Genomic DNA, 20,023 nt, shown 5'->3' on the forward strand with positions numbered 1-20,023 from the left:
GCGTCAATTGTATTAATCGGGGAATTGAACTTTGAAGAGCCTCACGATCAAGGCGCGACTGATCGCCGTCATGACTGCATTGAGTGTGCTGCTGCTAGCGGGGGGCCTGATGGGGCTCTGGTGCATAAGTAGAGTCAACGATTCGCTACACGAAGTCTACGAAGCGAGACTGGTTCCCATTCAGCGTATCGATTTAATGAACACAGCGCTGAATCGTCTGCGATTCACCATTGCGTCCTCGGCGCTGGATACAAAGCAAGCGTATATCGATGCGAAGCTTCAGAGCTTCAAGAGTGATATGAAAATCGGGGATCAAGCTATGCAAACAACCTCGGAGAGGAAGGCGAGGAACGCGTGAAGGAGGCCTATGGCAACAATTACGCGCGGCTGGCTTCCATCAAACGCCAGTACGATCCCGACAATTGTTCCACATGAATCAGAACATCGCTCCCGCCTGAGTACATTTTCGTTTTCGACAACGACGCCGCCGCTCATGACGCGATACATGTCAATCGCGACGGACCGGTTGGCTGACATTTTTGAGGTCATGCGATGCCGACAGGGCAGTTGCAGAGGTTGCGCCTGGATGAAGGTCCGGAGAGGTCTCGAGACTTGCCGTTAAAGAGCCGGTCGCGTCTGACGAGTTCCGCGACCGGCTGAGGTGGGGTCCTTCGGCTCGACTCGAATCAACGTCGTCAATGGTTAGCGCTGTCGCGCTTCAGGAGTTGGCCGGGGAGCCATGCTGCGGGCTATTGCCCGTTCTGAGCGGACGTTCGTGTTTGGGAGCCATTTGCTGGAGCAATGAATCCGAAGAGTCCATTTGACTCCTTGTTAGGACCTGCCGAGAAGTACAGCGTGTCTGGGCTTGAATTGCGCCCGCCTCCGAGTGTCAGAGTCCACAGGCCGTCAATCGCCAGTGGATTGCCGAACTCATTCTCCAACTGATCGACGAACGTGCCGTCATTGTCGAAGACATTGATTCGGCCATTGCCGAAGTTGCCGATGAGGATCTTGCCGCTGAAACGGCCGAACGCAAACGATGCGCGCGTAATGCCCCACGGCGAGTCGAGCGGTCCCTGGCTCGCAAAGCGGCGCAGCAGGTGGCCGTCGGTATCGAATACATCGACGAATCCATGACCGCGGCCTGCAACGTCGTCATGCTTCTGACCGTCCTGCTGCGCATAGGTGACGAAAAGGTCACCATCGATGTTCGCAATACCAAACGGGGCGTAGCCGGCTGGGATGTTCGGGTCGGCGAAGCCTCCGTCCGTCATCGCGGGCGTAAACAAACCATTCGTGCCGTTCGGCCCGAATACGTCGATCCGGCCCGATCGGAAGTTTGTCGCAAACAGGAATGCGCCTCGCGCGTTCACACCGAAGACGAGACCCTTGTAGACGGCCCCGTTGCCAGCGGTGGGATTGGACGAGTTATCGACCGCGATCACGGCGTTGTTGGCCGGATTCAACCCACCGGCCCAAGCGGAAATCGTCCCGTCTTCGGTCGCGAAGATGAATACGGCCGGGATCTGGGTAGCTGGCACGAGAAATGCCGACGAAGGATTCCATACGATGCCGGTCGGCGCCGCAGGTGCGGGATTCGGTGGCCTGCTGGCAAAGACGGGATGACAGTCGCTGGCCGGTATCACGTTGCCTGGAAGCGGGATGGAAACCTGCAGTGCTACCTTGGTGCCCGCGCCGTCATAAAGCGTGGAGCAGCCTGTGGCGTTGTCGTTGATCCAGAATGGACTTCCTGCCGGACTAAAGGCAATACCCCAGGCGTTCTGCAGTACCCCGTCGACCTTCGGAGCCGAGCCTGCCAGGTTGGATACAAGTGGTGTGACGACGTAAGCTTCATCGGCAGCAGCACGTCCGATTGTGAAACCGGCGGCGAGGACGATCACCGCCGCCGCTTTGAGACCCCTCGAGATCTGAGACATAACTTCCCTCCACGTCTGACTGGCGAGAAATCGCCGCAGGCTAAACGACCGCTGTACTGCAAATATTCCCGCTCGACGCAAAAAATTCCGCTAGCCACCCGGTCGCATGACGCGATAGGGGACAAGCACGGCTTTTCGACTCGATTCATGGTTTCGCGAGCCAGAGACGAGCGAATGGCCGTTGCACGTCCGAAAACCGTCGTTACCGTCGCGAAGGCTCGAATGACGGCAATGGATCTGGCGCCTTCGCCAGTGGCCCAAATTCCGTGCAATGACGGTTAGGCAAGAGGTGACGCGCTACGAAGCTCGTGGCTCCGACTTCCTCCCGTTGCTCCGGTCGTGTCTTGGCGGTTGAAAGGTCTATGATGGGACTGTGAGGTTGCCATGCGTTGTCAGGACCCGAGCATCGAATGAAGCCACCACGCAATACCGACTCCGCGCCTGGAGAGTGGTATATCGACACAGCGTGCATCAATTGCGGTGCATCGCGTCATGTCGCGCCCGGGCTGATCGTCGAGCGAAACGACAAAAGTATCTTCGTTCGGCAGCCCGGCACGCCGGAAGAGCAGCTTGCTGCGTGGCGTGCGGTGTTCGTATGCCCGACAGCATCGGTACGCAGCGAAACGAAACAGCTTCGTCCGAACGCGGCGATCTTTCCACAGCAGATCACATCAGGCGTGTGGCGCTGCGGATTCAACTCACGCTCATCGTTTGGCGCACATTCTTATTTTGCCTCGCGTGCGGACGGCAATCTGCTGATCGACTCACCGCGCTATGCGGCAGAGCTCGTCAAATGGTTCGACGACGCCGGTGGCATCGCACACATTCTTTTGTCGCATCGTGACGACGTCGCAGACGCGGACAAATACGCGCGTCGATTCGGCGCGCGCGTCTGGATTCACCGGGAGGACAGTTCGGCTGCCCCCTATGCAACGGATCTGCTCGACGACGTGTCGGCGCCAACCATTGCGGCCGGCGTACAGGCAGTCCCCGTGCCCGGTCACACTCGGGGTAGCGTCGTGTATCTCCTCGACGATCGCATTCTCTGCTCGGGTGATTCGCTTGCCTGGAGCCCACGCGAGCAGGACCTCGTCGCATTCAGGGACGCGTGCTGGTACTCATGGACCGAGCTCACCGAATCGCTCAGCAAGCTGGCCGTGTATCGTTTCGAATGGCTGCTTCCTGGTCACGGCTGGCTCGCGCACTTGCCGGCCAAGGAAATGAGTGCTCGCTTGGTCGCATTAGTTGCACGCATGCGAAATGGTTGAAGTCGCCGGGATAGCTCCTTCCGGCATGAGGCGCTTCGAATCCTCCCTGATTCCAGCCCTGCAATGAGGTGGCAACTCGGCCACCTACGGCCGTTCGACCGCGCTTTCTCGCGCACGTTCGAACGTCGGCTCAGCTCGGGAAACGGACAATCCACCGATGATCAAACTCGTTGCATCCTCGACCAAACCGCCCATCCTGCTCCCATCATTCGCAGACCAATGCGCTTGCAACGCTAAACGAACTTATCATCGGCGCTTGCGCTTCGTTGGGCCTCTTCGCGGCGCCACGTCGAAACGCTGCAACCAAAGCGTCCGCTGAACCAGCGGGAGAACGCGCTCAACGATGAGAAGCCAACCAGCGAGGCGACTTCAGACAGCGGCCTGTTGCCACTACCAACATACCGCTTCACCATCTCTATCCGTACCGAATCGACAATCGACAGATAACTCTCGCCGTACGGTGCGAGATGGCGATGCACAGTCCTGCGATCCATGCCCAGATGCTGCGCAATCCGATCGACCGAACAGGTGCCTGAAGGCAGTAGCGCAACGATCAGCTTCCTGATCTTGTCGGGCATCGTCGCGCTGGACTGCAGCAGCATCGAATCCAGGTAGCGGCGCACCTGCTGCGCCATGACCGGATCGTAGGCAGGGATCGCGGCGTCAAGATCGGACGCGAGACACACAATGCCGTCGAAATCCTGGTTGAATTCGACGGTCACGCCAAATACGCGCGTATGAATCGTCGTGCCGGCCGGAGCATGATGCGTGAAGCAGACGGTGCGGGGTTTCCAGGCGGCGCCCAGCACCATGCCCAGTACGCGGTAGAGGACCCCCAGTACCAGCTCCGTTGCCTGGCGCATCGAACCCGGTATGCCGCCCACGATGTCCTCGCGGATGACCGCCAGACCCTCCGATTCCTCGATACGCATCACCACTGCCTCGTTCTGCAGCCGAAGGTAGTGCGACGCGGATTCCAGCGCCTTTCGCAGCGTTGGCTGTTCCCGCATTACAAATCCGAGCGCGCCGAGGTTCGAGATGTGGCGGGTCTCGGCCATGCGCAGCCCCAGATCCTCGACCGCTGCGGACCGGGCCGATGTCTCCAGCAGCCGCGCGACCGCCTCGGCCCGAATCATGATGTCGGGGTCGAGCAGCACAGACCGCTCAATTCCTGCGTCGCCCAACTGCTGATAGGGATCGAGACCCAGCGACCGGGCCACCTCGACGTAATTGGTGAGGGCTGCACTGCGAAGCAGATAGGACATATCGTTTTCCCGTAGCGTCCCAGAATGTAAATTATTTGTCCCAATCCGTCAAACGTCTTCCTGCCGAACCCGGATACTTGTCTCCGTTGGCACAGCACCGGGCAATCTACCGATTCTTTCAGGAATACCGAGGATACAGGCAATGAGCAATGAGACGAACCACAGCGCCACGACAGTGTGCGATCAGCTGCGCGCCACAGGCGACTGGAATCCCGCGTGGGATGCCATTGCCGAACTCGATCCCGTCTGGGCCGAGAAATTCATGACGATGGGCGCGCACACCATGATGTCCGGGGTGCTTGAACCGAAGGTGCTCGAGTTCATTGCCATCGCAGTCGATTCGTCCTGCACGCACATGTATGCGCCGGGCACGCGCCGCCATATCCGCAAGGCGCTCGAACTGGGCGCCACGAAGGAAGAGATCGCAGCGGTTCTGCAGGCCGTCAGTGTCCTCGGCATTCATTCGTCCAGTCTCGGCGCACCAATCCTGCTGGAGGAGCTGGCCGCGTTTGAGCAGGCAAAGAGCGAGGGTGCGCAGGCTGCTGCCTGACGCCACCAACACACCCACCCCATTCTTGATAAGGAATACACATCATGCATTTCATGGACGACTCGCTGCTGCCTGAAAATCAGCAAAAACTGGTCATTCAGGTGGCGCCGTACGGGCCGCAATGGATCCCCGGTGATTCAGACGATATCCCGGTCACGATGGACGAACAGGTGCAGAAGGCCGTGGACTGCTACAACGCAGGCGCGACGGTGCTGCACGTGCACGTGCGCGAAGAGGATGGCAAGGGCAGCAAGCGTCTGTCGAAGTTCAACGAGATGCTCGCCCTTCTGCGCGAAACGGTGCCGAAGATGATCCTGCAGGTCGGCGGTTCGATCTCGTTCGCACCGGAAAGCGACGGCGAAATGGCGAAATGGGCGAACGACGACACGCGCCACATGCTCGCGGAACTGGACCCGCGTCCCGAACAGGTGACCGTGGCGATCAACACGGGCCAGATGAACATCATGGAGTTGCTGACCGAGGCCGACATCGCCGGCACCTCGTTCATGAACCCCGCGCTGCAGGCGGCTTACCGCGACATGATCTCGCCGTCCAATCCGTCGTGGCATGTCGAGCACATCCGGCGGCTGTTTGCCGCCGGCATCCAGCCGCAATTCATGCTGGGCAATCTCGCGCAGTTCGAAACGCTCGAGCGTCTGATCCGCAAGGGCGTCTATACCGGCCCGCTCAACCTCAATTACGTGGCCATCGGCGGCGGCGCTGCAGGGCTGCATCCGGCCGACATGCTGGAGTTCGCGCGTCGCACGCCGGACGGTGCCGTGCTCACGATCGAAACGCTGGGCCGCAATGTCGTGCCGATGAACACGATGGCCATCGCGCTGGGCCTCCATGTGCGCGTCGGCATCGAGGACACGCTGCTCGGCCCGGACGGCAAACGTGCTACCTCCGTGCGGCAGATCGAGCAGATGGTGCGCATTGCGCGCGAACTCAATCGTGACGTCGCCAGTGCGGCGGAGGCACGCGACATCTACCAGATCGGTACCCAATGGAAGTCTGTTGAGGAGACGCTGGACAGGCTGGGCATGGTGGCGAACCGGGCACCCGAGCAGCGCGGCGTGCCGGCACGCAAGGTTGCCTGACCGGCATGTCGAGGTGCAGGGGCGGCAACATACTGCGCCTCGCATGCAGTCCAACCCATCAGGCATGGAGACAGATGATGTTCTGGAAGAAAAGCCCCGCTGCCGTCCTGGCGACCCTGCTGGTAATTCACCTGCTGGCGCACATCGACCGCAACATGCTGCTGGGGTTCTCGCCGCAGATCATCCGGGACCTGGCGCTCAGCCATACGCAATACGGGTTTCTCGCCGGCGCGGTGTGGGTACTGAGTTTTGGCGTGATGGCGATGTTCATGGGTACGCTCGCCGACCGTTTCAGCCGCCCCCGGATCATCGCTGCCGGTGTGCTGATCTGGAGCGTTTGCACCCTGGCGTCGGGCCACGCCCAGAGCTTCGGGCAGATGGTGGTGGCCCGTTTTTTTGTTGCCAGCGGAGAGGCGGCGCTGGTCCCTGCCGCAGTGGCCCTGCTGGCTGAACTCTTCTCCGGCAGGCGGCGTGGCACGGCACTGGGGCTCTTCTTCATGGGCATTCCGCTGGGTGTCGGCTGCAGTTTCCTGCTTGCTGGCAGCTTTGGCGCCACGCTCGGATGGCGCTCCACGTTCCATGCGCTGGGCGTGATTGGCATTGCGATTGCGCTGCCGCTGGCGCTGCTCAGGGAAGACCGAAGCATAGTCGCACCGCATGAGCGCGGCGCACCATTCGTCGAGCAGGCACTCGCCGTGTTGCGCACCGTTGGCAGTAATCCTGCACTGGCTTTCACGATTGTCGGTTTCGTGCTGGTGCACCTGATCTTTGCCAGCTTCTCCTTCACGCAGCTCTGGCTCGTCGACGAGCGAGGCATGGATGCGGCCGGTATTGCCACACGGATCGGGGCGTTGCAGCTGGTATTCGGCACGCTTGGCGCGGCAGCGGGAGGTGCAGTGGGGGATCGGGCGGCGAGGCGCCTGCACGGGGGACACGCAAGCTTCATCGCGTTGCTCGTCCTGGTCTGCGCGCCGTCGATGCTGGCATATCGATTCGTACCGGCCGGCTCGCCCCTGTTCTATATCGGCATGTGTGCCGGGTTCTTTCTGCCGATGGCGGCCTATGGCTCGGCCCTGACGGCCATAACCAGCATGACGCCGGCAAAGATGCGCTCGACGGTGACTGGCTTCACGATGTTGTTGATCAATGTATTCGCGCTCGCCATTGGCACGGTGGCCATTGGCATGCTGGCTGACCATTTGAAGCATGCAGGCAGCACCGCACCATTGACGGGCGTCCTGTTCGTCAACGATGTGCTGGCGATCAGCTCGGCCGTCTGGTTCGCTCTTGCGGCGCGCGCCTCAGGCAGGCAGCGCGTTGCCTCAACCGAACATGTTCAACCTGCGAGATCCTGAGAATGCAAAACCAACGTCAGAATCTGGCTGGGCGTATCGCTCTTGTTACGGGTGCCGGCCGCGGCATGGGCGGCGCCATTGCCATCGACCTGGCCCGCACGGGCGCAGACGTCGCGATCTGCGACATCGACATGCCAGCGCTCGAAGCAACGCGCGCGGCGGTGGAAGCAGCCGGCGCGCAGTGTCTCGCGCTACGCTGCGATGTCTCGTCGAGCAGCGAAGTTGCCCGGCTGTTTGCCGCCATCGTCCAACGCTTCGGCACGTTGCACATTCTGGTCAACAATGCTGCGCGCGTGCCGAACACGCCGCTAGATACGATGCGCCGCAACCAGCACTACGCCTACATCACCACGCCCGTGCCGCGGCAGTCACTGGGCTTTACCGGCACCATCAGCGATGAAGAGTGGCATCGCTACTGGGATGTCAATGTGCACGGCCTCTTCTATTGCACACGCGAAGCGCTCAGGCTGATGGAGCCGCAGCGCGACGGCAGGATCATCAACATCGCGTCGATTGCCGGCATGTCGGCAATGAGCGCGCACAGTCCGCACTATTGTGCGACCAAGGGTGCGGTAATTGCTTTCACGAAGTCGGTTGCGGCCGAGGTGGCGGGTGCCAACATCTTCGTCAATGCGATGGCGCCAGGCGGCGTGGCCACGCCCGAATTCACCCAATACTTCAAGGCCGCAGGCGAGGAAAAGTGCAACCAGTTCTGGCAGCTGATACCCGCCGGACGCCTGGGCACGATGGAGGAATACGCCTCGACGGTGACCCACCTGGCTGGCGATCACTACCTCGTGGGCCAGGTGATCAGCCCCAACGGTGGCGTGGTGATCTGACCGGAGCGCCACGTGACCCGAAGCGATCACGTCATCAACCCGTGCATCAATATCTGCCGGATGGACCCGAACGGTCAGTTCTGCCAGGGGTGCTAGGAGAACGCTCCGTGAGATTGGCCTATGGGATCAGATGACCGACCAGCATAAGGCCGAAATCGCAGCGGCGGTCGAACGCCGCCGACCCACATTCGCGTGCCGTGTGACGCCGCGCCACGACTGCGATGTTTTAGAAAATGGACTGCGAGAGGAAACGGATTGATGCTGCAAAAGCAGTTGCTGGTTCCCGACCGGCGATATCGCGACGATCGATGCGGACGGCTTCATGCAGATCACTGACCGCAGCAAGGATCTGCTCAATTCCGGCGGTGAATGGATCAGCTCGATCGACATCGAGAACATCGCAGCCGCGCACCCAGCCATCGCAAGCGCGGCCTGCATTGCGGCGAGGCATCCGAAATGGGACGAGCGGCTGATGCTTGTCGTCGTAAGGCGCGCCGATGCGCGGGTAACGGCGGAGGAGCTACTCGCGTTTTTCGCAGGAAAGATTGCGAAATGGTGGATGCCGGACGCGGTCGTGTTCGTCGAGGCGCTGCGCATGGGTGCCACCGGCAAGGTGCTGAAGAACCAGCTGCGCGAAGCGTTCCACGACTATCTGCTGGTCTGATTTCCGGGCGGACGGTTGCTTGGTATCGAACGCGGATGGACGTCGTTACGGGTTGCTTGGATATACCAAACAGGAGACAAAATGAAACTGAAGTGGTTGGTGGCGGCTGTGCTGGCTGCAATGGGAGGCACCACGTACGCGCAGTCATCGGTGACGCTGTATGGCGTCATCGATTCGGGGTTGTTGTATCAGAGCGCGAATGCAGCGAACTTTCAGTCGAAAGTGAACCTCGGCCATGTCTACGAGCTCAAGGATGGCGGGATCTATTCGAGCATCTGGGGTCTCAAGGGCAGCGAAGACATCGGGGGCGGCTACAAGGTCAGTTTCAGGTTGCAGGGGTCATACAACAGTTCGAACGGCAAGCCCGGGCTGGCCGACACGCCGGGCGCCACAGCGCTGTTCAACCAGCAGACGACGGTGGGTGTATCGAGCCCGTTCGGTACGATCGACATGGGCCGGCAGATCGTGCCGATGATCTATGCGATGGCAGATACGGACGTACGGAACGCCCAGTACTTCGGCAGTATCCTGACCGCATGGCTAGGCATGAACCAGGCCGCGGGCTGGCAGGGCCTCAGCACGAACGGCCCGATCGGCGCCCTGTACGACGACAACGCGATCGTCTACCGGTCGCCGAAGTTCTACGGCGCGTCGCTTGCGCTCGAGTATGCTCCCGGCGGCGTTCCGGGTCAGTTCCAGGGCGGCACGCGCGAGTCCGCCGTGCTGCAGTATTCGAACTATGGCCTGAACCTGGCAGCTGTCTACTACAACGGTCACGACACGAATCCATTCACGCAGACGGGCCCCACGACAATCGTCACGGCGCCGTCGACCGGCTTGGCCAACAACCGCTTCTGGTATCTGGGCGCGCAGTACACCTTCCACGATTTTTCCGTGTCGACGTCATACAGCATCGGCAAGAACCCCGCGAACAGTGGCCACGCCAACTTCGAGATGATTTCCGGGGGGCTCGGCTACAAGTTCAGCCCGGCTTTCAAGATCACCTCGGGCTTCTATTACCTGAAGGATCGTAACCACTCATCCAGTCAATCGAACGAGTTTGCGCTGGGCGCCGAATACAACCTGTCCAAAACCACCCTCGCCTACACGCAGGTCGGCTATGTCAACAACCGCGGCAACATGAGCCAGACAATCACCTACGGTGCGCCCGTTCCGGAAGGCAGGTCAACCACGGCGGCGATGGTCGGTATCCGCCATAGCTTCTGATCTCCCCACGCAGATAACAAGTGGAACATGCAATGAAAACAAACTGGGCGCTCGGGATCGCGGGCGGCGTATTGATCGCGTTGGCATCGGTTCATGCCTGGGCGCAGGCGGGTGTAAGCGAAACGAGCGCCGCTTCGAACGGAACCGCGGTTGCGGCCTCGGGCAGCATGACGGCGAAAGACATCCGAAAAGCCGATCATGCGCTGCGCCGCAAGGTCTACTCCGCGATCGTCACGCACAACAACGAGATCAACGCTGGCAACATCAGCGTCATCGCGAAGGGCGGCGCAGTGACGCTCGACGGCACCGTGGTCGATGCATCGCAGATCGACAAAGTGAGCGAGATCGCGAAAGGCGTTCCGGGCGTCACATCCGTTATCAACAAGTTGACGGTCAAAAAGCCGTTTGGCGGGCAGTAACTGGGCTTGGCGGCGATCCGACAGAGCCTGATGTGATGTCGGGGCAGGCGCTTAACGCCCAATCCATTGAGCGCATCTGCATGCAGTCACGCGCTGTCGCGCATACCGGCTCTTGCACCTGACTTGCGGGTGAACGTCGTGTACTCCAGTCATCGCGATTCGCTGGAAGATCTCGCGGCGGGGCGCGCTCATTTCGCGCTCAGTTTCGCTGTCCGTCGTCGTCGACCCCGCCAAGCAAGGCAAAGGCTACTCGACGCTGCTGATGGAGACCTTCGTTGGCCGCATGCGAGCGTTGGACAAAGCCACCATCCACCTGATGTGCAAGGACTGACCGGCACGTCGATCTGTACCGGAGGTTCGGCTACGAGTACGTGAGACCGTCCGACTCCGACCACGGTGGCATGGTGTGGCACGAGATGATCCTCGTGCTCTGACTCAGCGATTCTGCTCGGACACCTCTCCGGCATCGGCATCGGCATCGGTCTCGCGCGCATCATGGCGCGAAACTCCTGCGTTCCCGATGGACTCTGTTGCCGCGCCCGTCTCAGCGGGCGGCAGCGGTCCGGCCGCCTCGTCACCGAGCAAGGGGCGCTCGGGATGCACGAACAGCCATAGCAGCGCACCGCAGGCGGCCGCCGCGCCGATTACGATCATGCCGCTTGCCCAGCTATGCGTGACCTTGACGATCAAAGCCAGCGTCATGGGGCCCGCGACGTTCGAGAGGGCCCCCCACACGTTTGTCCAGCCCGACATGACACCGGCAAACGCGCGCCCGAGATCCTGCGTGGCAGACCACACGACCACCTGCACGAATCCCACCGCGGCAAAGGACAGGCACAGCAAGCCGATGACCATCGCAATCGAATCCGCGCGCGAAGCCGCCGTCAATGCGGTTGCGCTCACGACAAATCCGGTCATCGCAACGGGCGTGCGCGCCCGATAGATCGAGCCGGTCCTTCGAAGCAGCCAGTCGCTGAACGCGCCCGCGACGAATACCGCCACGAACACGGCAACCCAGGGCAACGATGCGTAGAGGCCCATCGCCTTGAGCGAAAGCCCGCGTGCACGCATGAGGTAGGTTGGCAGCCACGTCGTATAGAAGCTCTGGATCAGCACCAGCAGGAAGTACTGGACACCGAAGATCCAGAAGCGCCACTGCCTCAGACAGCGCCTGAGCGCGCCTCTCGCTGCCGCGCGCTCGGGTGGCTGGCCGGCTGCGATGTACTCGACCTCTGCCTTCGTGATGAGCGGATGTGCCGCCGGCGTGTCGCGGTAGCCGAACCACCAGATCGCGCCGAGCAGCAGGCCCAGTGCGCCGAATCCGAAGAAGACGGCATGCCAGCCGAACCGCGCGATGGTCCACGCCGTAAGCGGCGCTGAAACGATCGGGCCGAGATAAAGTCCTGCGAGCAGGAGCGCATTGCCTTTTGCGCGCTCGCTGGCCGGAACCCAGCGCTTGAGCGCGACGACACTGCTCGACCAGTCCGCCGACTGCGCCCCGCCCAGCACGAGGCGGCACCCGAAGAGCCAGGCGAACGAGGTGCCCAGGGGCGTGGCGAGCATCATGAGCGACCAGAGCGTGCTCGTGCCGAACAGCACCTTGCGCGACCCGAAGCGTTCGGCAGCGCGGCCGGCCGGTATCTGCCCGATTGCATAGGCCCAGAAGTAGATCGTGAGAATCATCGACATCTCGACGATCGACAGGCCCAGTTCGTTCTGTATCGTCGGGGCCGCGACGGCCATGGCCGTGCGGTCGAGCGTCATCACGAACGTCAGTGGCGCAACGAGCAATGCCACGATCTTCCAGCGGAGATGGTTCACGGTGTGCAACATCCCTTGTATGAAAAACCGCGAATTACGCCTCGCGGTCGGCGTGATCGGGATCGGCGGCTTCAAACCCTTGCGGATCGCGCTCGGCCCACTGATGCGCCCAGGCCAGCAGCGGCTGCAATGCGGTCAAAAGCTTCCTGCCTTCGGCTGTCATTCGGTAACCGCCATCGCCGTGCTCGACGAGACCGGACGCCCGCAATTCCGCGAGCCGCGTATTGAGCAGGCGGGCATTCGTGTCGCACGCTTCCTGGAGCGCGCGAAACGTCATCGCCTCGCCGCGAAGTTCCCACAGTATCCGCAGTGCGGTACGCCGCCCGAGCAGGTCCAGCACGACCATGATCGGCCGTCCGGTGGTCGAGCCGCGGACGGGTTGTCCTGGCCGTGGAATTTTCATGCTTTACTTTTTAAAGCATCGAATCCGGGCTGTCAACCCGTGAGCGCGGAACATGCGATGCGTCGATCCAGCGCTACGCATGATGTGAAAAGCGCTGGCCGAGTTCGCGCAACCAAGCCAGAAAGGTGTTGATTGCCGGATCGTCGAGGCGCGCGTCGCGGACATAGCTGCAGTAGCGCCATGCCGGTAGGGCGGGGCCGTCGAACGGGAACACGAGACGGCCCTCTTTGACGTCGAGCGCGACAAGCGCGGTAGGGCCCATTGCAATCCCCAGACCGTCAATGGCGGCTTGCAGGGTCAAATAAAAGTGATCCAGTTGCTGGGAATGGCGCGTGGCAAGCCCTGGGTGGCCGCTCGCCGCAAGCCATTCCGCCCAAAGGCCGGGGTAGGTCGCCGTGTGAAGCAGGGTGTGGTGCGCCAGGTCCGAGACGCGGTGTATCGGGTGAGACTCCAGCACCTTGGGTGAGCACACCGGCAGCCGGACTTCCGATAAAAACTCCTTGACCGCATACCCCGCCGACTTCTGCTCGCTGCCGCGAATCGCCACGTCGCATTCGTCGCCGAGCTTTTCGATTGGCTCATCCGAAGTCGTCAGCCGAACCTCGACCGCCGGATTGGTCAGCTGGAAGCTGGAAAGTTGCGGCAATAGCCAGCGCAAAGCGAACGTCGTCGGCGCGTTGACCCTCACGATCTGCGCGCGCGTGGCCCGAAGCTGCTCACTGGTTGCCAGCGCGATGCGATCCAGCGCCGCCGATACCTCGGCCAGGTAGGCGCGCCCCGACGCGGTCAAGACGACCCTGCGGCCGCGACGCTCGAACAGGTCGAGTCCAAGCCAGTCCTCCAGTTGCCGAACTTGTCGGCTAACGGCCCCGTGCGTGACGCAAAGCTCCTCGGCCGCCACCGAAAAGCTCTCCGCGCGGGCGGCGGCTTCGAATACGCGCAGGGCGTTCAACGGCGGCAGACGACGCGACATCAACCCACACTCCTATGTGACTTTTCCTGACAAGTTGGGTGAGTTTACATCGCTTTTCGTGTTGCGAGCGTAGCCCTATATTGAGCCCCTTTGCAGCAGTTCCGATTGTGGATCTGTTCGATTAACTCACCAGGGGAAATCTCGCATGTCGAATGTTGTCGTGGTCGGCGCGCAGTGGGGCGATGAGGGAAAGGGCCGGATCGTGGATTGGCTCGCGGAGAACGCGGATATCGTCGTCCGTTACAACGGTGGGCACAACGCCGGGCACACGCTGGTGGTGGACGGCCGGACCTACAAGCTGGCGCTGCTTCCCAGCGGCGTCGTGCGCGGGAAGCTGGGCCTGATCGGCAATGGCGTCGCGCTCGATGCCGAGGCGCTGCTCGCGGAGATCGACCGCATGGCGGCGATGGGCATCCGCGTCACCCCGGAGGTACTGCAGATCGCCGAGACGGCCACGCTGGTCCTGCCGGTGCATCGCGCGATCGACGCCGCGCAGGAGCGGATGCGCGCGAAGCCGCTCGGCACCACTTTGCGCGGCATTGGTCCGGCATACGAAGACAAGGTCGGGCGCCGCGGCCTGCGCGTGTGCGATCTGGCCGAACCGGAACTGCTGGCCCAGAAGCTCGATGTTCTGCTCGAGCACCATAACGCCTGGCTTCGCGGCTCGGGGCAGGCGCCATTCCCGCGCGAGCCGATGTTGAGCGGCCTGCTCGCCATGGCGCCGCGCATCCTGCCGTTCGTGGGCCGCGTCTGGGAGCAGCTCGACCACGCCCATTCGTCGGGCAAGCGCGTGGTGTTCGAAGGCTCGCAAGCGGTCATGCTCGACGTGGATTGGGGCAGCTACCCCTATGTGACGTCGTCGAGCACCATTGCCGCCGGCGCGGCCAGCGGCGCCGGCATCGCTCCGTCGCAACTAGGGCGCGTGCTTGGCGTCAGCAAGGTCTATGCAACGCGTGTTGGCGAAGGCCCGTTCACGTCGGAACTGGACGGCGCGCTCGGCGACGTGCTCCGGCAGCGCGGCGGCGAGTACGGGGTCAACACCGGCCGTCCGCGCCGCTGCGGCTGGCTGGACACCGTGCAACTGCGTCAAAGCTGCAAAGTCGCGGGCATCAACCAGCTCGCGCTGACCAAGCTCGACGTGCTCGATGGCTTCGAGTCGGTGCAGCTCTGTGTGGGCTATATGCTCGATGGGGCGCGCATCGACTACATGCCATCCACGAACGCCGAGCAGCAGCGCCTGCAGCCGGTTCTGAGGCGCTTCGAGGGCTGGGCCGGTTCGACCCGCGGTGTCCGTTCCTATGGCGACCTGCCGCCGCAGGCAGCGGCGCTGATCGAAGCGATTCAGAACGAAGTCGGCGTTCCCGCGGCGATGGTCACCACCGGCCCAGAACGCGACGACGCGATTGTCCTGCAATCCCCATTCGCGTAATGCTCGAATATCGGCCTAACCTTCGCTGGCCATCCTTGAACGGATCTCGGCAGCCGGGAGGTCGCGCTGATGGGTGGCGATCTGCCAGGTATTTCCCCACGGATCTCTGACCATCGCGCGCCTGTCGCCGTATGGCAGGTCGGCCGGAACTTCGAGCGAGACCGCGTTAGCCGCAATCGCTCGCTGGTAGGTCGAATCGGTGTCCTGAACGTAGACGTACAGAAATGCCGGCATCGGCTCGCGCAGACCGTCCGAGCCGCTAACCATCACCACGGAATCGCCGATCCTGATTTCGGCAGGCAGTCCGTGGCGGAACGCGCCCTGTGCCTCAAACACCGTCTTGATGAAGGCGACCAGGTTCTCCGCGTCGCGTACGACGATTCGGGGCGTGACGGTATGCCATCCATCGGGCTGAAATGTCGCCATGTCGGGCAGCCTCGCAAGAAATTCGCACGGGCATTCTCCGCCAGGTGCCGGGTTGGCGCTAGCCGCGTTTGCGCAGCGGCTCGAGCAAGCCCTTCAGGCCGTTATGGTCCAGCTCTTGCATCAGCGCGAGCAGACGGCCGATCTCGCCCGGCGGGAACCCCTCGCGGGCGAACCAGTTGAGGTAATGCCCAGGCAGGTCGGCCATGAGCCGGCCCTTGTATTTGCCGAAGGGCATGGCGAGGGTGACAAGGCGTTCGAGGTCTTGAGCTTGCATGACGGTATTGTGCACGGCCCGGCGCTCACGCGCGAATCCTACCCGGCGCGAAGCTCGGCCGGATCGAGGAAAAAGTTTCGGTTGCCGGCCATGCGCCCGACCATGAAGTCGATGAACGTCTTCACGCGCAGCTTCACGCGCAGCGATTGTTCGGTTCGATGCCTGTAGTAGATATAAATCGTGCCGTATTCGGTGACGTGCTGCATCAGTAACGGAACGAGTCGTCCGCTTCGGATAGGCGTCGTGGCGTTGAAGCTGCCCAGCTGCCCGATGCCGAGACCCGCAAGCACCGCCCGCGTTTCCAGTTCCGTGTCGTTCACGCAGATGGCGGCGGGCACGTCGCGATAGACGATCTCGTCGCCGACACGGAACTGCCACTGCGCGAGCTTGCCCGTGTTGGCGCGCCGGTACCCGGTGCAGCGATGTTGAGCGAGTTCTTCGATGGTCTGCGGCACGCCGTTGCGCTCGATATATTCCGACGATGCGCGCCAATCGCTGGGGCCACGTGATCATTATTTCATCGATTGGCGGCTACCGGGCCCCGGCCGGATTTGGCGTGTACTCGTCGACGAAGTTTGCCGTCGAAGGCATTACGGAAGCGTTGCATGCCGAGTTGAAGCCGCTGGGCATTCACGCGACCGTTGTCGAGCCGGGCTATTTTCGTACCGACTTTCTGGATGCGTCCTCGCTGCTCGTCGCGCCCCACGTGATCGACGACTACGACGAAACCTCGGGCGCAGTTCGCCGCAAGGCCGTGCAAATGAATCACAACCAGCCCGGCGACCCGACGAAGCTTGCCGCAGCGTTGATCACGCTCGTCGACGCGTCTAACCCGCCGTTGCGCCTTCCGCTCGGCACGGACACGCTCGCTGCCATCGCTGCGAAAAACGCTTACGTGACGCAGGAAACGCAAACGTGGCAGGCGCTGTCGACATCGACTGACTTCCCTGCCTGAGTGACCTCGCAAGTTGACCTGCGGCCCGCGCCGTTCCTCACGGCGTCCCGTTTGCGCAATGCACGGCAAACCCGGGCCGTTCGGCAAGCCGTTCGAAATACGCAGCAACAGCGGGCAAATGCGGATGCTCGAACGGTGTGCCGAACCAGCGGTTCACCGACAACTCAACGGGGATATCCGCAAGCGAGAATTGCGCGCCGGCGACGAACGCGCCGGTCGCCTGCAGCCGTGCGTCGAGAATGCGCATATGCCGGGTCCAGTTCTCGATGGAAAGCGCGATTTCGCTGGTGGCCTGATGAGCCGGCGACGTTCAATGCGAGGAACTCCGGCGTTTGCGTCGAGCAAAAGCCCGAGCCCCAATCCTCGCGCTCGAAGGGAAGGTTCAATTCGACACAGGTCCAGAGCACCTTGCGAACGTTGATGGACGATGCTTTGCCGAAGATGTTGAGCATATCGAAAGGAAAGAAGTGGGAGCCGCGCCGGTCCACGATACGCCACGCATGTGGTCGCCGCCATGTACAGTTCCTCGACCACGCGCCGCTGCAGTTCCCGGCAACGCTTGCAATCCGCACGCAACCGGTGCATGGTTCAACGACTTTCCCCGGCTCGAACCAGGAGACACCACCGATGTCGCTCGCGCTATATGGTCATCCGTTTTCCTCGTACACGCAGAAGGTGCTCATCGCGCTGTACGAGAACAACACACCTTTCGAGTTCCGCGGCGTCGGTCCGGATTCGCCCGAGCATACGGCGCAGTGGCTGCAACGCTGGCCGCTGCGCAAGTTTCCGGTGCTCGTGGACGGCGAGCGCAACGTTGCGGAAACCAGCATCATCATCGAATACCTGCAGCTCGCGCATCCCGGGCCGGTGCGCCTGCTGCCCGCCGATCCCATGGCCGCGCTCGACGTGCGCTTTCTCGACCGCTTCTTCGACCTGCATGTCATGACGCCCGTGCAACGCGCTGTTGACGGCGCGTTGACCGGCGACCCGGCAAGGCGCGACGAAGGGCGCGCCTTCGCGCAGGAAAAGCTCGAACTCGCCTACGCATGGCTCGAAGGCCATCTGGCAGGCAAAACGTGGGCGGCGGGCGAGGACTATACGATGGCGGACTGCGCCGCGTCTTCGTCGCTTTTCTATGCGGACTGGACGCATCGCATTGCCCCGGCCTATCCCATGCTGCGTGCCTATCGCGAGCGCCTGCTCGCGCGCCCTTCCTTCGCGCGGGCCGTGAACGAGGCGCGGCCGTATCGTCCGCTCTTTCCACTCGGCGCCCCGGATCGCGACTGACGCGATTCGATAACGCATGCGAAGTATGTGAGACGGCAACGTGAGAGAGGCTTGCACCATGCAAGCCTCTTTCGCTATGCAGACAACGAAATCAGCCCACCGAAGGCTCCCCTTCGCCGGACTGCTTGCCGGGGCGGTCGGCGGGCGACTGCTTGCGCGACTTGTCATCGCGCTCGGGCATGGCGCTGCGCTTGTCGTCGCTATGCTCGGTGTGTTTCTGCTGCGGTTTTTCGGTGGCGTTGCTGGCGCCATTTTCATGGGGCTTTGGGGTGCTGGCGGTCATCGTTCCTCTCCCATTCCGGTAGGCCCGCCAGATCCCGCAAGGCCCGCTCCCGGGGCCGCACGCCTGTTGTCAGCGTGAATCGACCCTAAGCGCTTTCGCGTTCCTTGAGCCGTTTGCGGTGCGCGGCAACTTTCGCGCGATTCCCGCAGATCGCCATGCTGCACCAGCGGCGCGCGTGCCCGCGCGTATGGTCGGCGAACAGCAGCGTGCATTTCGGGCCCTCGCAGGCTTTCACGTGCGTAAAGTCTTGCTCACAGACGAGTTTCGCCAACGACTCGGCAATGGGCATCAAGAGTGATTCCGGCGTTTTCCAGCGGCGATTCACGCGGTATTCAAACGCCGCTGCGCCGTCACTGCCGGACGCAACGACTTCGCCATAGCGGTCGTCGCGCGCGAGCAGATCGTTGAGCGGCGCAAGTTCGCCGAGATCGCCGCTGGCGAGCGGCAGGCCTTTTCTTTCCCGCACGAAGGTCCTGAACCATTCGCGTAGCGCGCGCGCCTCGCCCGCGACGCTGTCGAACTCGGCTGCGCTGAACTGCGCGCGCATGGCGGCAAGCGCTGGCGCGGGGACCATGCCCGCCTGTTCGAGCCAGGACAGCAAACCTTCGCCGTCGGCGATCCAGTCGACCGGCACGTCCACCGGTGTTGCAACCGAGTTCAGGAAGTCGAGCCCCGGCGCGTCGGCCACGAATATCGCCGGTATGGGACGGAAGTCCATTTTCTTGCCGCAGAAGGGTAATCAGGGTGCATTCAGTGTAACCAGCAAAATCATCCTTGACAAGTTACGTCTCTGGTGAGTAACCTCTAAAATATCGTTAAAACGGTTACATAAGGAGCGGGTATGTCCCACGGCAAAACGAGTGTGGTGCTGGCGCACGGCGCCTGGGCGGATGGGTCGAGCTGGAGCAAGGTGATCGAGCGGCTGAACCGGCAGGGCATCGACGCCGTCGCGGCCCCACTGCCGCTCGCTTCGCTGGCTGACGATGTGGCGGCGCTCGAGCGCACGCTCGAACGGATCGACGGACCGGTCGTGCTGGCCGGCCACGCGTACGCGGGGGCCGTAATCGGCGCCACGCGTGCTGCGAACGTCGCGGCGCTGGTGTACGTGGCCGCGCTCGCGCCCGACGAAGGCGAAACCGTGGCCGACGTGTTCTATCGCGGGAAGACGCACCCGCAGGCGCCGCAACTCGCGCCCGACCGGCACGGCTGGATCTGGCTGCCGCAGGAGGCGTTTGCGAACGCGTTCGCGCAGCACGCCACCGCGCAGGAGGCGGCGGCGCTCGCCGCGATCCAGCGCCCGATTGCGGCGGCGTGTATCGGCGAAGCGGTAGCGCGGCCGCTATGGAGAGACCGGCCTGCCTGGTTTCTCGTCGCGGACGAGGACCGCATGATCGATCCCGATACGCAGCGCTTCATGGCTAGCCGGATGAACGCTCAAGTCCGCGCCCATGAAGTCGATCACACGCCGAGCGTCACGGCCCCCGACGCCGTGACCGACGTCATCGCCGAAGCCGTTCGGTCCGTCTGTGCGCGCTAAACGCGCGGTTT

General features: G+C 62.4%; 21 protein-coding genes and 5 pseudogenes. 15 read left to right on the forward strand and 11 right to left on the reverse strand.

Going from position 1 to position 20,023, the window contains the following annotated elements; translation table 11 throughout:
- Window positions 1-31 precede the first annotated feature (31 nt).
- On the forward strand, window positions 32-358 hold the full coding sequence (locus tag M3I56_RS06940; RefSeq protein ID WP_302056685.1) for a Tar ligand binding domain-containing protein: 327 nt from the start codon (window positions 32-34) through the stop codon (window positions 356-358).
- The gene (locus tag M3I56_RS41545; protein ID WP_375541689.1) at window positions 355-435 is read left to right on the forward strand and encodes a BBE domain-containing protein; all 81 of its coding nucleotides are present in this window, start codon (window positions 355-357) and stop codon (window positions 433-435) included. The genes M3I56_RS06940 and M3I56_RS41545 overlap by 4 nt, the downstream gene beginning before the upstream one ends.
- 314 nt (window positions 436-749) lie before the next feature.
- On the opposite strand, the gene M3I56_RS06950 is transcribed toward M3I56_RS41545, so the two are convergent.
- Window positions 750-1,937, reverse strand: a complete 1,188-nt coding sequence (locus M3I56_RS06950; RefSeq protein ID WP_254353130.1) for a TIGR03118 family protein — start codon at window positions 1,935-1,937, stop codon at window positions 750-752.
- A 410-nt stretch (window positions 1,938-2,347) separates the two neighbouring features.
- Between M3I56_RS06950 and M3I56_RS06955 the strand changes: the two genes are divergently transcribed.
- Window positions 2,348-3,205, forward strand: a complete 858-nt coding sequence (locus M3I56_RS06955) for an MBL fold metallo-hydrolase (RefSeq protein ID WP_254353131.1) — start codon at window positions 2,348-2,350, stop codon at window positions 3,203-3,205.
- Between the two features lie 233 nt (window positions 3,206-3,438).
- On the opposite strand, the gene M3I56_RS06960 is transcribed toward M3I56_RS06955, so the two are convergent.
- On the reverse strand, window positions 3,439-4,470 hold the full coding sequence (locus tag M3I56_RS06960; RefSeq protein ID WP_254353132.1) for an AraC family transcriptional regulator: 1,032 nt from the start codon (window positions 4,468-4,470) through the stop codon (window positions 3,439-3,441).
- A gap of 142 nt (window positions 4,471-4,612) precedes the next feature.
- Here M3I56_RS06960 and M3I56_RS06965 point away from each other — a divergent pair, with 142 nt between their 5' ends.
- From M3I56_RS06965 to M3I56_RS07005, 8 genes and pseudogenes are all read left to right on the forward strand, one after another.
- Window positions 4,613-5,020 (forward strand): carboxymuconolactone decarboxylase family protein, encoded by a 408-nt coding sequence (locus M3I56_RS06965; protein WP_254353133.1) that lies wholly within the window; start codon window positions 4,613-4,615, stop codon window positions 5,018-5,020.
- 44 nt (window positions 5,021-5,064) lie between these two features.
- Complete coding sequence (locus M3I56_RS06970; RefSeq protein ID WP_254353134.1) at window positions 5,065-6,120, forward strand: 3-keto-5-aminohexanoate cleavage protein; 1,056 nt, start codon at window positions 5,065-5,067, stop codon at window positions 6,118-6,120.
- Window positions 6,121-6,194: 74 nt separating this feature from the next.
- Window positions 6,195-7,475 carry an MFS transporter gene (locus M3I56_RS06975; RefSeq protein WP_309249133.1) on the forward strand — a complete coding sequence of 427 codons (1,281 nt, stop codon included), beginning with the start codon at window positions 6,195-6,197 and terminating at the stop codon, window positions 7,473-7,475.
- Between the two features lie 2 nt (window positions 7,476-7,477).
- Window positions 7,478-8,314 (forward strand): SDR family NAD(P)-dependent oxidoreductase, encoded by an 837-nt coding sequence (locus M3I56_RS06980; RefSeq protein ID WP_254353135.1) that lies wholly within the window; start codon window positions 7,478-7,480, stop codon window positions 8,312-8,314.
- Window positions 8,315-8,591: 277 nt separating this feature from the next.
- Window positions 8,592-8,978: pseudogene (locus M3I56_RS06990) on the forward strand (long-chain fatty acid--CoA ligase); the annotation flags it as partial.
- A gap of 81 nt (window positions 8,979-9,059) precedes the next feature.
- Window positions 9,060-10,205, forward strand: coding sequence for a porin (locus tag M3I56_RS06995; RefSeq protein ID WP_254353136.1), 1,146 nt, complete (start codon window positions 9,060-9,062; stop codon window positions 10,203-10,205).
- Between the two features lie 32 nt (window positions 10,206-10,237).
- Complete coding sequence (locus M3I56_RS07000; protein WP_254353137.1) at window positions 10,238-10,624, forward strand: BON domain-containing protein; 387 nt, start codon at window positions 10,238-10,240, stop codon at window positions 10,622-10,624.
- Between the two features lie 202 nt (window positions 10,625-10,826).
- Window positions 10,827-11,058: pseudogene (locus M3I56_RS07005) on the forward strand (GNAT family N-acetyltransferase); the annotation flags it as partial.
- Between the two features lies 1 nt (window position 11,059).
- Here M3I56_RS07005 and M3I56_RS07010 read toward each other — a convergent pair.
- The 3 genes from M3I56_RS07010 to gcvA form a co-directional block, all read right to left on the reverse strand.
- Window positions 11,060-12,445, reverse strand: a complete 1,386-nt coding sequence (locus M3I56_RS07010) for an MFS transporter (RefSeq protein WP_254353138.1) — start codon at window positions 12,443-12,445, stop codon at window positions 11,060-11,062.
- A 34-nt stretch (window positions 12,446-12,479) separates the two neighbouring features.
- Entirely contained in the window at window positions 12,480-12,791 is a 312-nt protein-coding gene (locus tag M3I56_RS07015) for a winged helix-turn-helix transcriptional regulator (protein ID WP_254353139.1), read from the reverse strand.
- A gap of 130 nt (window positions 12,792-12,921) precedes the next feature.
- Window positions 12,922-13,821: a transcriptional regulator GcvA gene (gcvA, locus tag M3I56_RS07020; RefSeq protein WP_254353140.1), complete on the reverse strand. Its 900-nt coding sequence runs from the start codon at window positions 13,819-13,821 to the stop codon at window positions 12,922-12,924.
- A 145-nt stretch (window positions 13,822-13,966) separates the two neighbouring features.
- Between gcvA and M3I56_RS07025 the strand changes: the two genes are divergently transcribed.
- On the forward strand, window positions 13,967-15,250 hold the full coding sequence (locus tag M3I56_RS07025; protein WP_254353141.1) for an adenylosuccinate synthase: 1,284 nt from the start codon (window positions 13,967-13,969) through the stop codon (window positions 15,248-15,250).
- A 15-nt stretch (window positions 15,251-15,265) separates the two neighbouring features.
- Here M3I56_RS07025 and M3I56_RS07030 read toward each other — a convergent pair whose 3' ends face one another.
- The 3 genes and pseudogenes from M3I56_RS07030 to M3I56_RS07040 form a co-directional block, all read right to left on the reverse strand.
- Window positions 15,266-15,676: a VOC family protein gene (locus M3I56_RS07030; RefSeq protein ID WP_254353142.1), complete on the reverse strand. Its 411-nt coding sequence runs from the start codon at window positions 15,674-15,676 to the stop codon at window positions 15,266-15,268.
- 58 nt (window positions 15,677-15,734) lie between these two features.
- Window positions 15,735-15,950: a DUF3820 family protein gene (locus M3I56_RS07035; RefSeq protein WP_254353143.1), complete on the reverse strand. Its 216-nt coding sequence runs from the start codon at window positions 15,948-15,950 to the stop codon at window positions 15,735-15,737.
- Window positions 15,951-15,988: 38 nt separating this feature from the next.
- A pseudogene (locus M3I56_RS07040) lies at window positions 15,989-16,435 on the reverse strand (LysR substrate-binding domain-containing protein); the annotation flags it as partial.
- Between M3I56_RS07040 and M3I56_RS07045 the strand changes: the two are divergent.
- Window positions 16,423-16,905: pseudogene (locus M3I56_RS07045) on the forward strand (SDR family NAD(P)-dependent oxidoreductase); the annotation flags it as partial. The pseudogenes M3I56_RS07040 and M3I56_RS07045 sit on opposite strands and share 13 nt — an antisense overlap.
- Before the next feature lie 37 nt (window positions 16,906-16,942).
- Here M3I56_RS07045 and M3I56_RS07050 read toward each other — a convergent pair.
- A pseudogene (locus M3I56_RS07050) lies at window positions 16,943-17,357 on the reverse strand (hypothetical protein).
- 175 nt (window positions 17,358-17,532) lie between these two features.
- On the opposite strand from M3I56_RS07050, the gene M3I56_RS07055 reads away from it, so the two are divergent.
- Window positions 17,533-18,192 carry a glutathione S-transferase family protein gene (locus M3I56_RS07055; protein WP_254353144.1) on the forward strand — a complete coding sequence of 220 codons (660 nt, stop codon included), beginning with the start codon at window positions 17,533-17,535 and terminating at the stop codon, window positions 18,190-18,192.
- A gap of 91 nt (window positions 18,193-18,283) precedes the next feature.
- Here the strand turns inward: M3I56_RS07055 and M3I56_RS07060 are convergent, their stop codons facing one another.
- Entirely contained in the window at window positions 18,284-18,475 is a 192-nt protein-coding gene (locus M3I56_RS07060) for a hypothetical protein (protein ID WP_254353145.1), read from the reverse strand.
- Window positions 18,476-18,560: 85 nt separating this feature from the next.
- Window positions 18,561-19,193 carry an ABATE domain-containing protein gene (locus tag M3I56_RS07065; protein WP_254353146.1) on the reverse strand — a complete coding sequence of 211 codons (633 nt, stop codon included), beginning with the start codon at window positions 19,191-19,193 and terminating at the stop codon, window positions 18,561-18,563.
- Window positions 19,194-19,316: 123 nt separating this feature from the next.
- Between M3I56_RS07065 and M3I56_RS07070 the strand changes: the two genes are divergently transcribed.
- Entirely contained in the window at window positions 19,317-20,012 is a 696-nt protein-coding gene (locus M3I56_RS07070) for an alpha/beta fold hydrolase (RefSeq protein WP_254353147.1), read from the forward strand.
- Window positions 20,013-20,023 lie beyond the last annotated feature (11 nt).

The sequence above is a fragment of the Paraburkholderia sp. CNPSo 3281 genome (assembly GCF_024206515.1).
Classification (GTDB): domain Bacteria; phylum Pseudomonadota; class Gammaproteobacteria; order Burkholderiales; family Burkholderiaceae; genus Paraburkholderia; species Paraburkholderia nodosa.

Bases quoted from the DNA above. Each gene is read 5' to 3' on its own strand.
- M3I56_RS07035 (WP_254353143.1), bottom strand. From the start codon at position 15,950: ATGCAAGCTCAAGACCTCGAACGCCTTGTCACCCTCGCCATGCCCTTC.
- M3I56_RS07060 (WP_254353145.1), bottom strand. From the start codon at position 18,475: ATGACCGCCAGCACCCCAAAGCCCCATGAAAATGGCGCCAGCAACGCC.
- M3I56_RS06960 (WP_254353132.1), bottom strand. From the start codon at position 4,470: ATGTCCTATCTGCTTCGCAGTGCAGCCCTCACCAATTACGTCGAGGTG.
- M3I56_RS06980 (WP_254353135.1), top strand. From the start codon at position 7,478: ATGCAAAACCAACGTCAGAATCTGGCTGGGCGTATCGCTCTTGTTACG.
- M3I56_RS07015 (WP_254353139.1), bottom strand. From the start codon at position 12,791: ATGGTCGTGCTGGACCTGCTCGGGCGGCGTACCGCACTGCGGATACTG.
- M3I56_RS07065 (WP_254353146.1), bottom strand. From the start codon at position 19,193: ATGGACTTCCGTCCCATACCGGCGATATTCGTGGCCGACGCGCCGGGG.
- gcvA (WP_254353140.1), bottom strand. From the start codon at position 13,821: ATGTCGCGTCGTCTGCCGCCGTTGAACGCCCTGCGCGTATTCGAAGCC.
- M3I56_RS06975 (WP_309249133.1), top strand. From the start codon at position 6,195: ATGATGTTCTGGAAGAAAAGCCCCGCTGCCGTCCTGGCGACCCTGCTG.
- M3I56_RS06965 (WP_254353133.1), top strand. From the start codon at position 4,613: ATGAGCAATGAGACGAACCACAGCGCCACGACAGTGTGCGATCAGCTG.
- M3I56_RS06950 (WP_254353130.1), bottom strand. From the start codon at position 1,937: ATGTCTCAGATCTCGAGGGGTCTCAAAGCGGCGGCGGTGATCGTCCTC.
- M3I56_RS06995 (WP_254353136.1), top strand. From the start codon at position 9,060: ATGAAACTGAAGTGGTTGGTGGCGGCTGTGCTGGCTGCAATGGGAGGC.
- M3I56_RS07000 (WP_254353137.1), top strand. From the start codon at position 10,238: ATGAAAACAAACTGGGCGCTCGGGATCGCGGGCGGCGTATTGATCGCG.
- M3I56_RS07030 (WP_254353142.1), bottom strand. From the start codon at position 15,676: ATGGCGACATTTCAGCCCGATGGATGGCATACCGTCACGCCCCGAATC.
- M3I56_RS06955 (WP_254353131.1), top strand. From the start codon at position 2,348: ATGAAGCCACCACGCAATACCGACTCCGCGCCTGGAGAGTGGTATATC.
- M3I56_RS06970 (WP_254353134.1), top strand. From the start codon at position 5,065: ATGCATTTCATGGACGACTCGCTGCTGCCTGAAAATCAGCAAAAACTG.
- M3I56_RS07055 (WP_254353144.1), top strand. From the start codon at position 17,533: ATGTCGCTCGCGCTATATGGTCATCCGTTTTCCTCGTACACGCAGAAG.
- M3I56_RS07025 (WP_254353141.1), top strand. From the start codon at position 13,967: ATGTCGAATGTTGTCGTGGTCGGCGCGCAGTGGGGCGATGAGGGAAAG.
- M3I56_RS07070 (WP_254353147.1), top strand. From the start codon at position 19,317: ATGTCCCACGGCAAAACGAGTGTGGTGCTGGCGCACGGCGCCTGGGCG.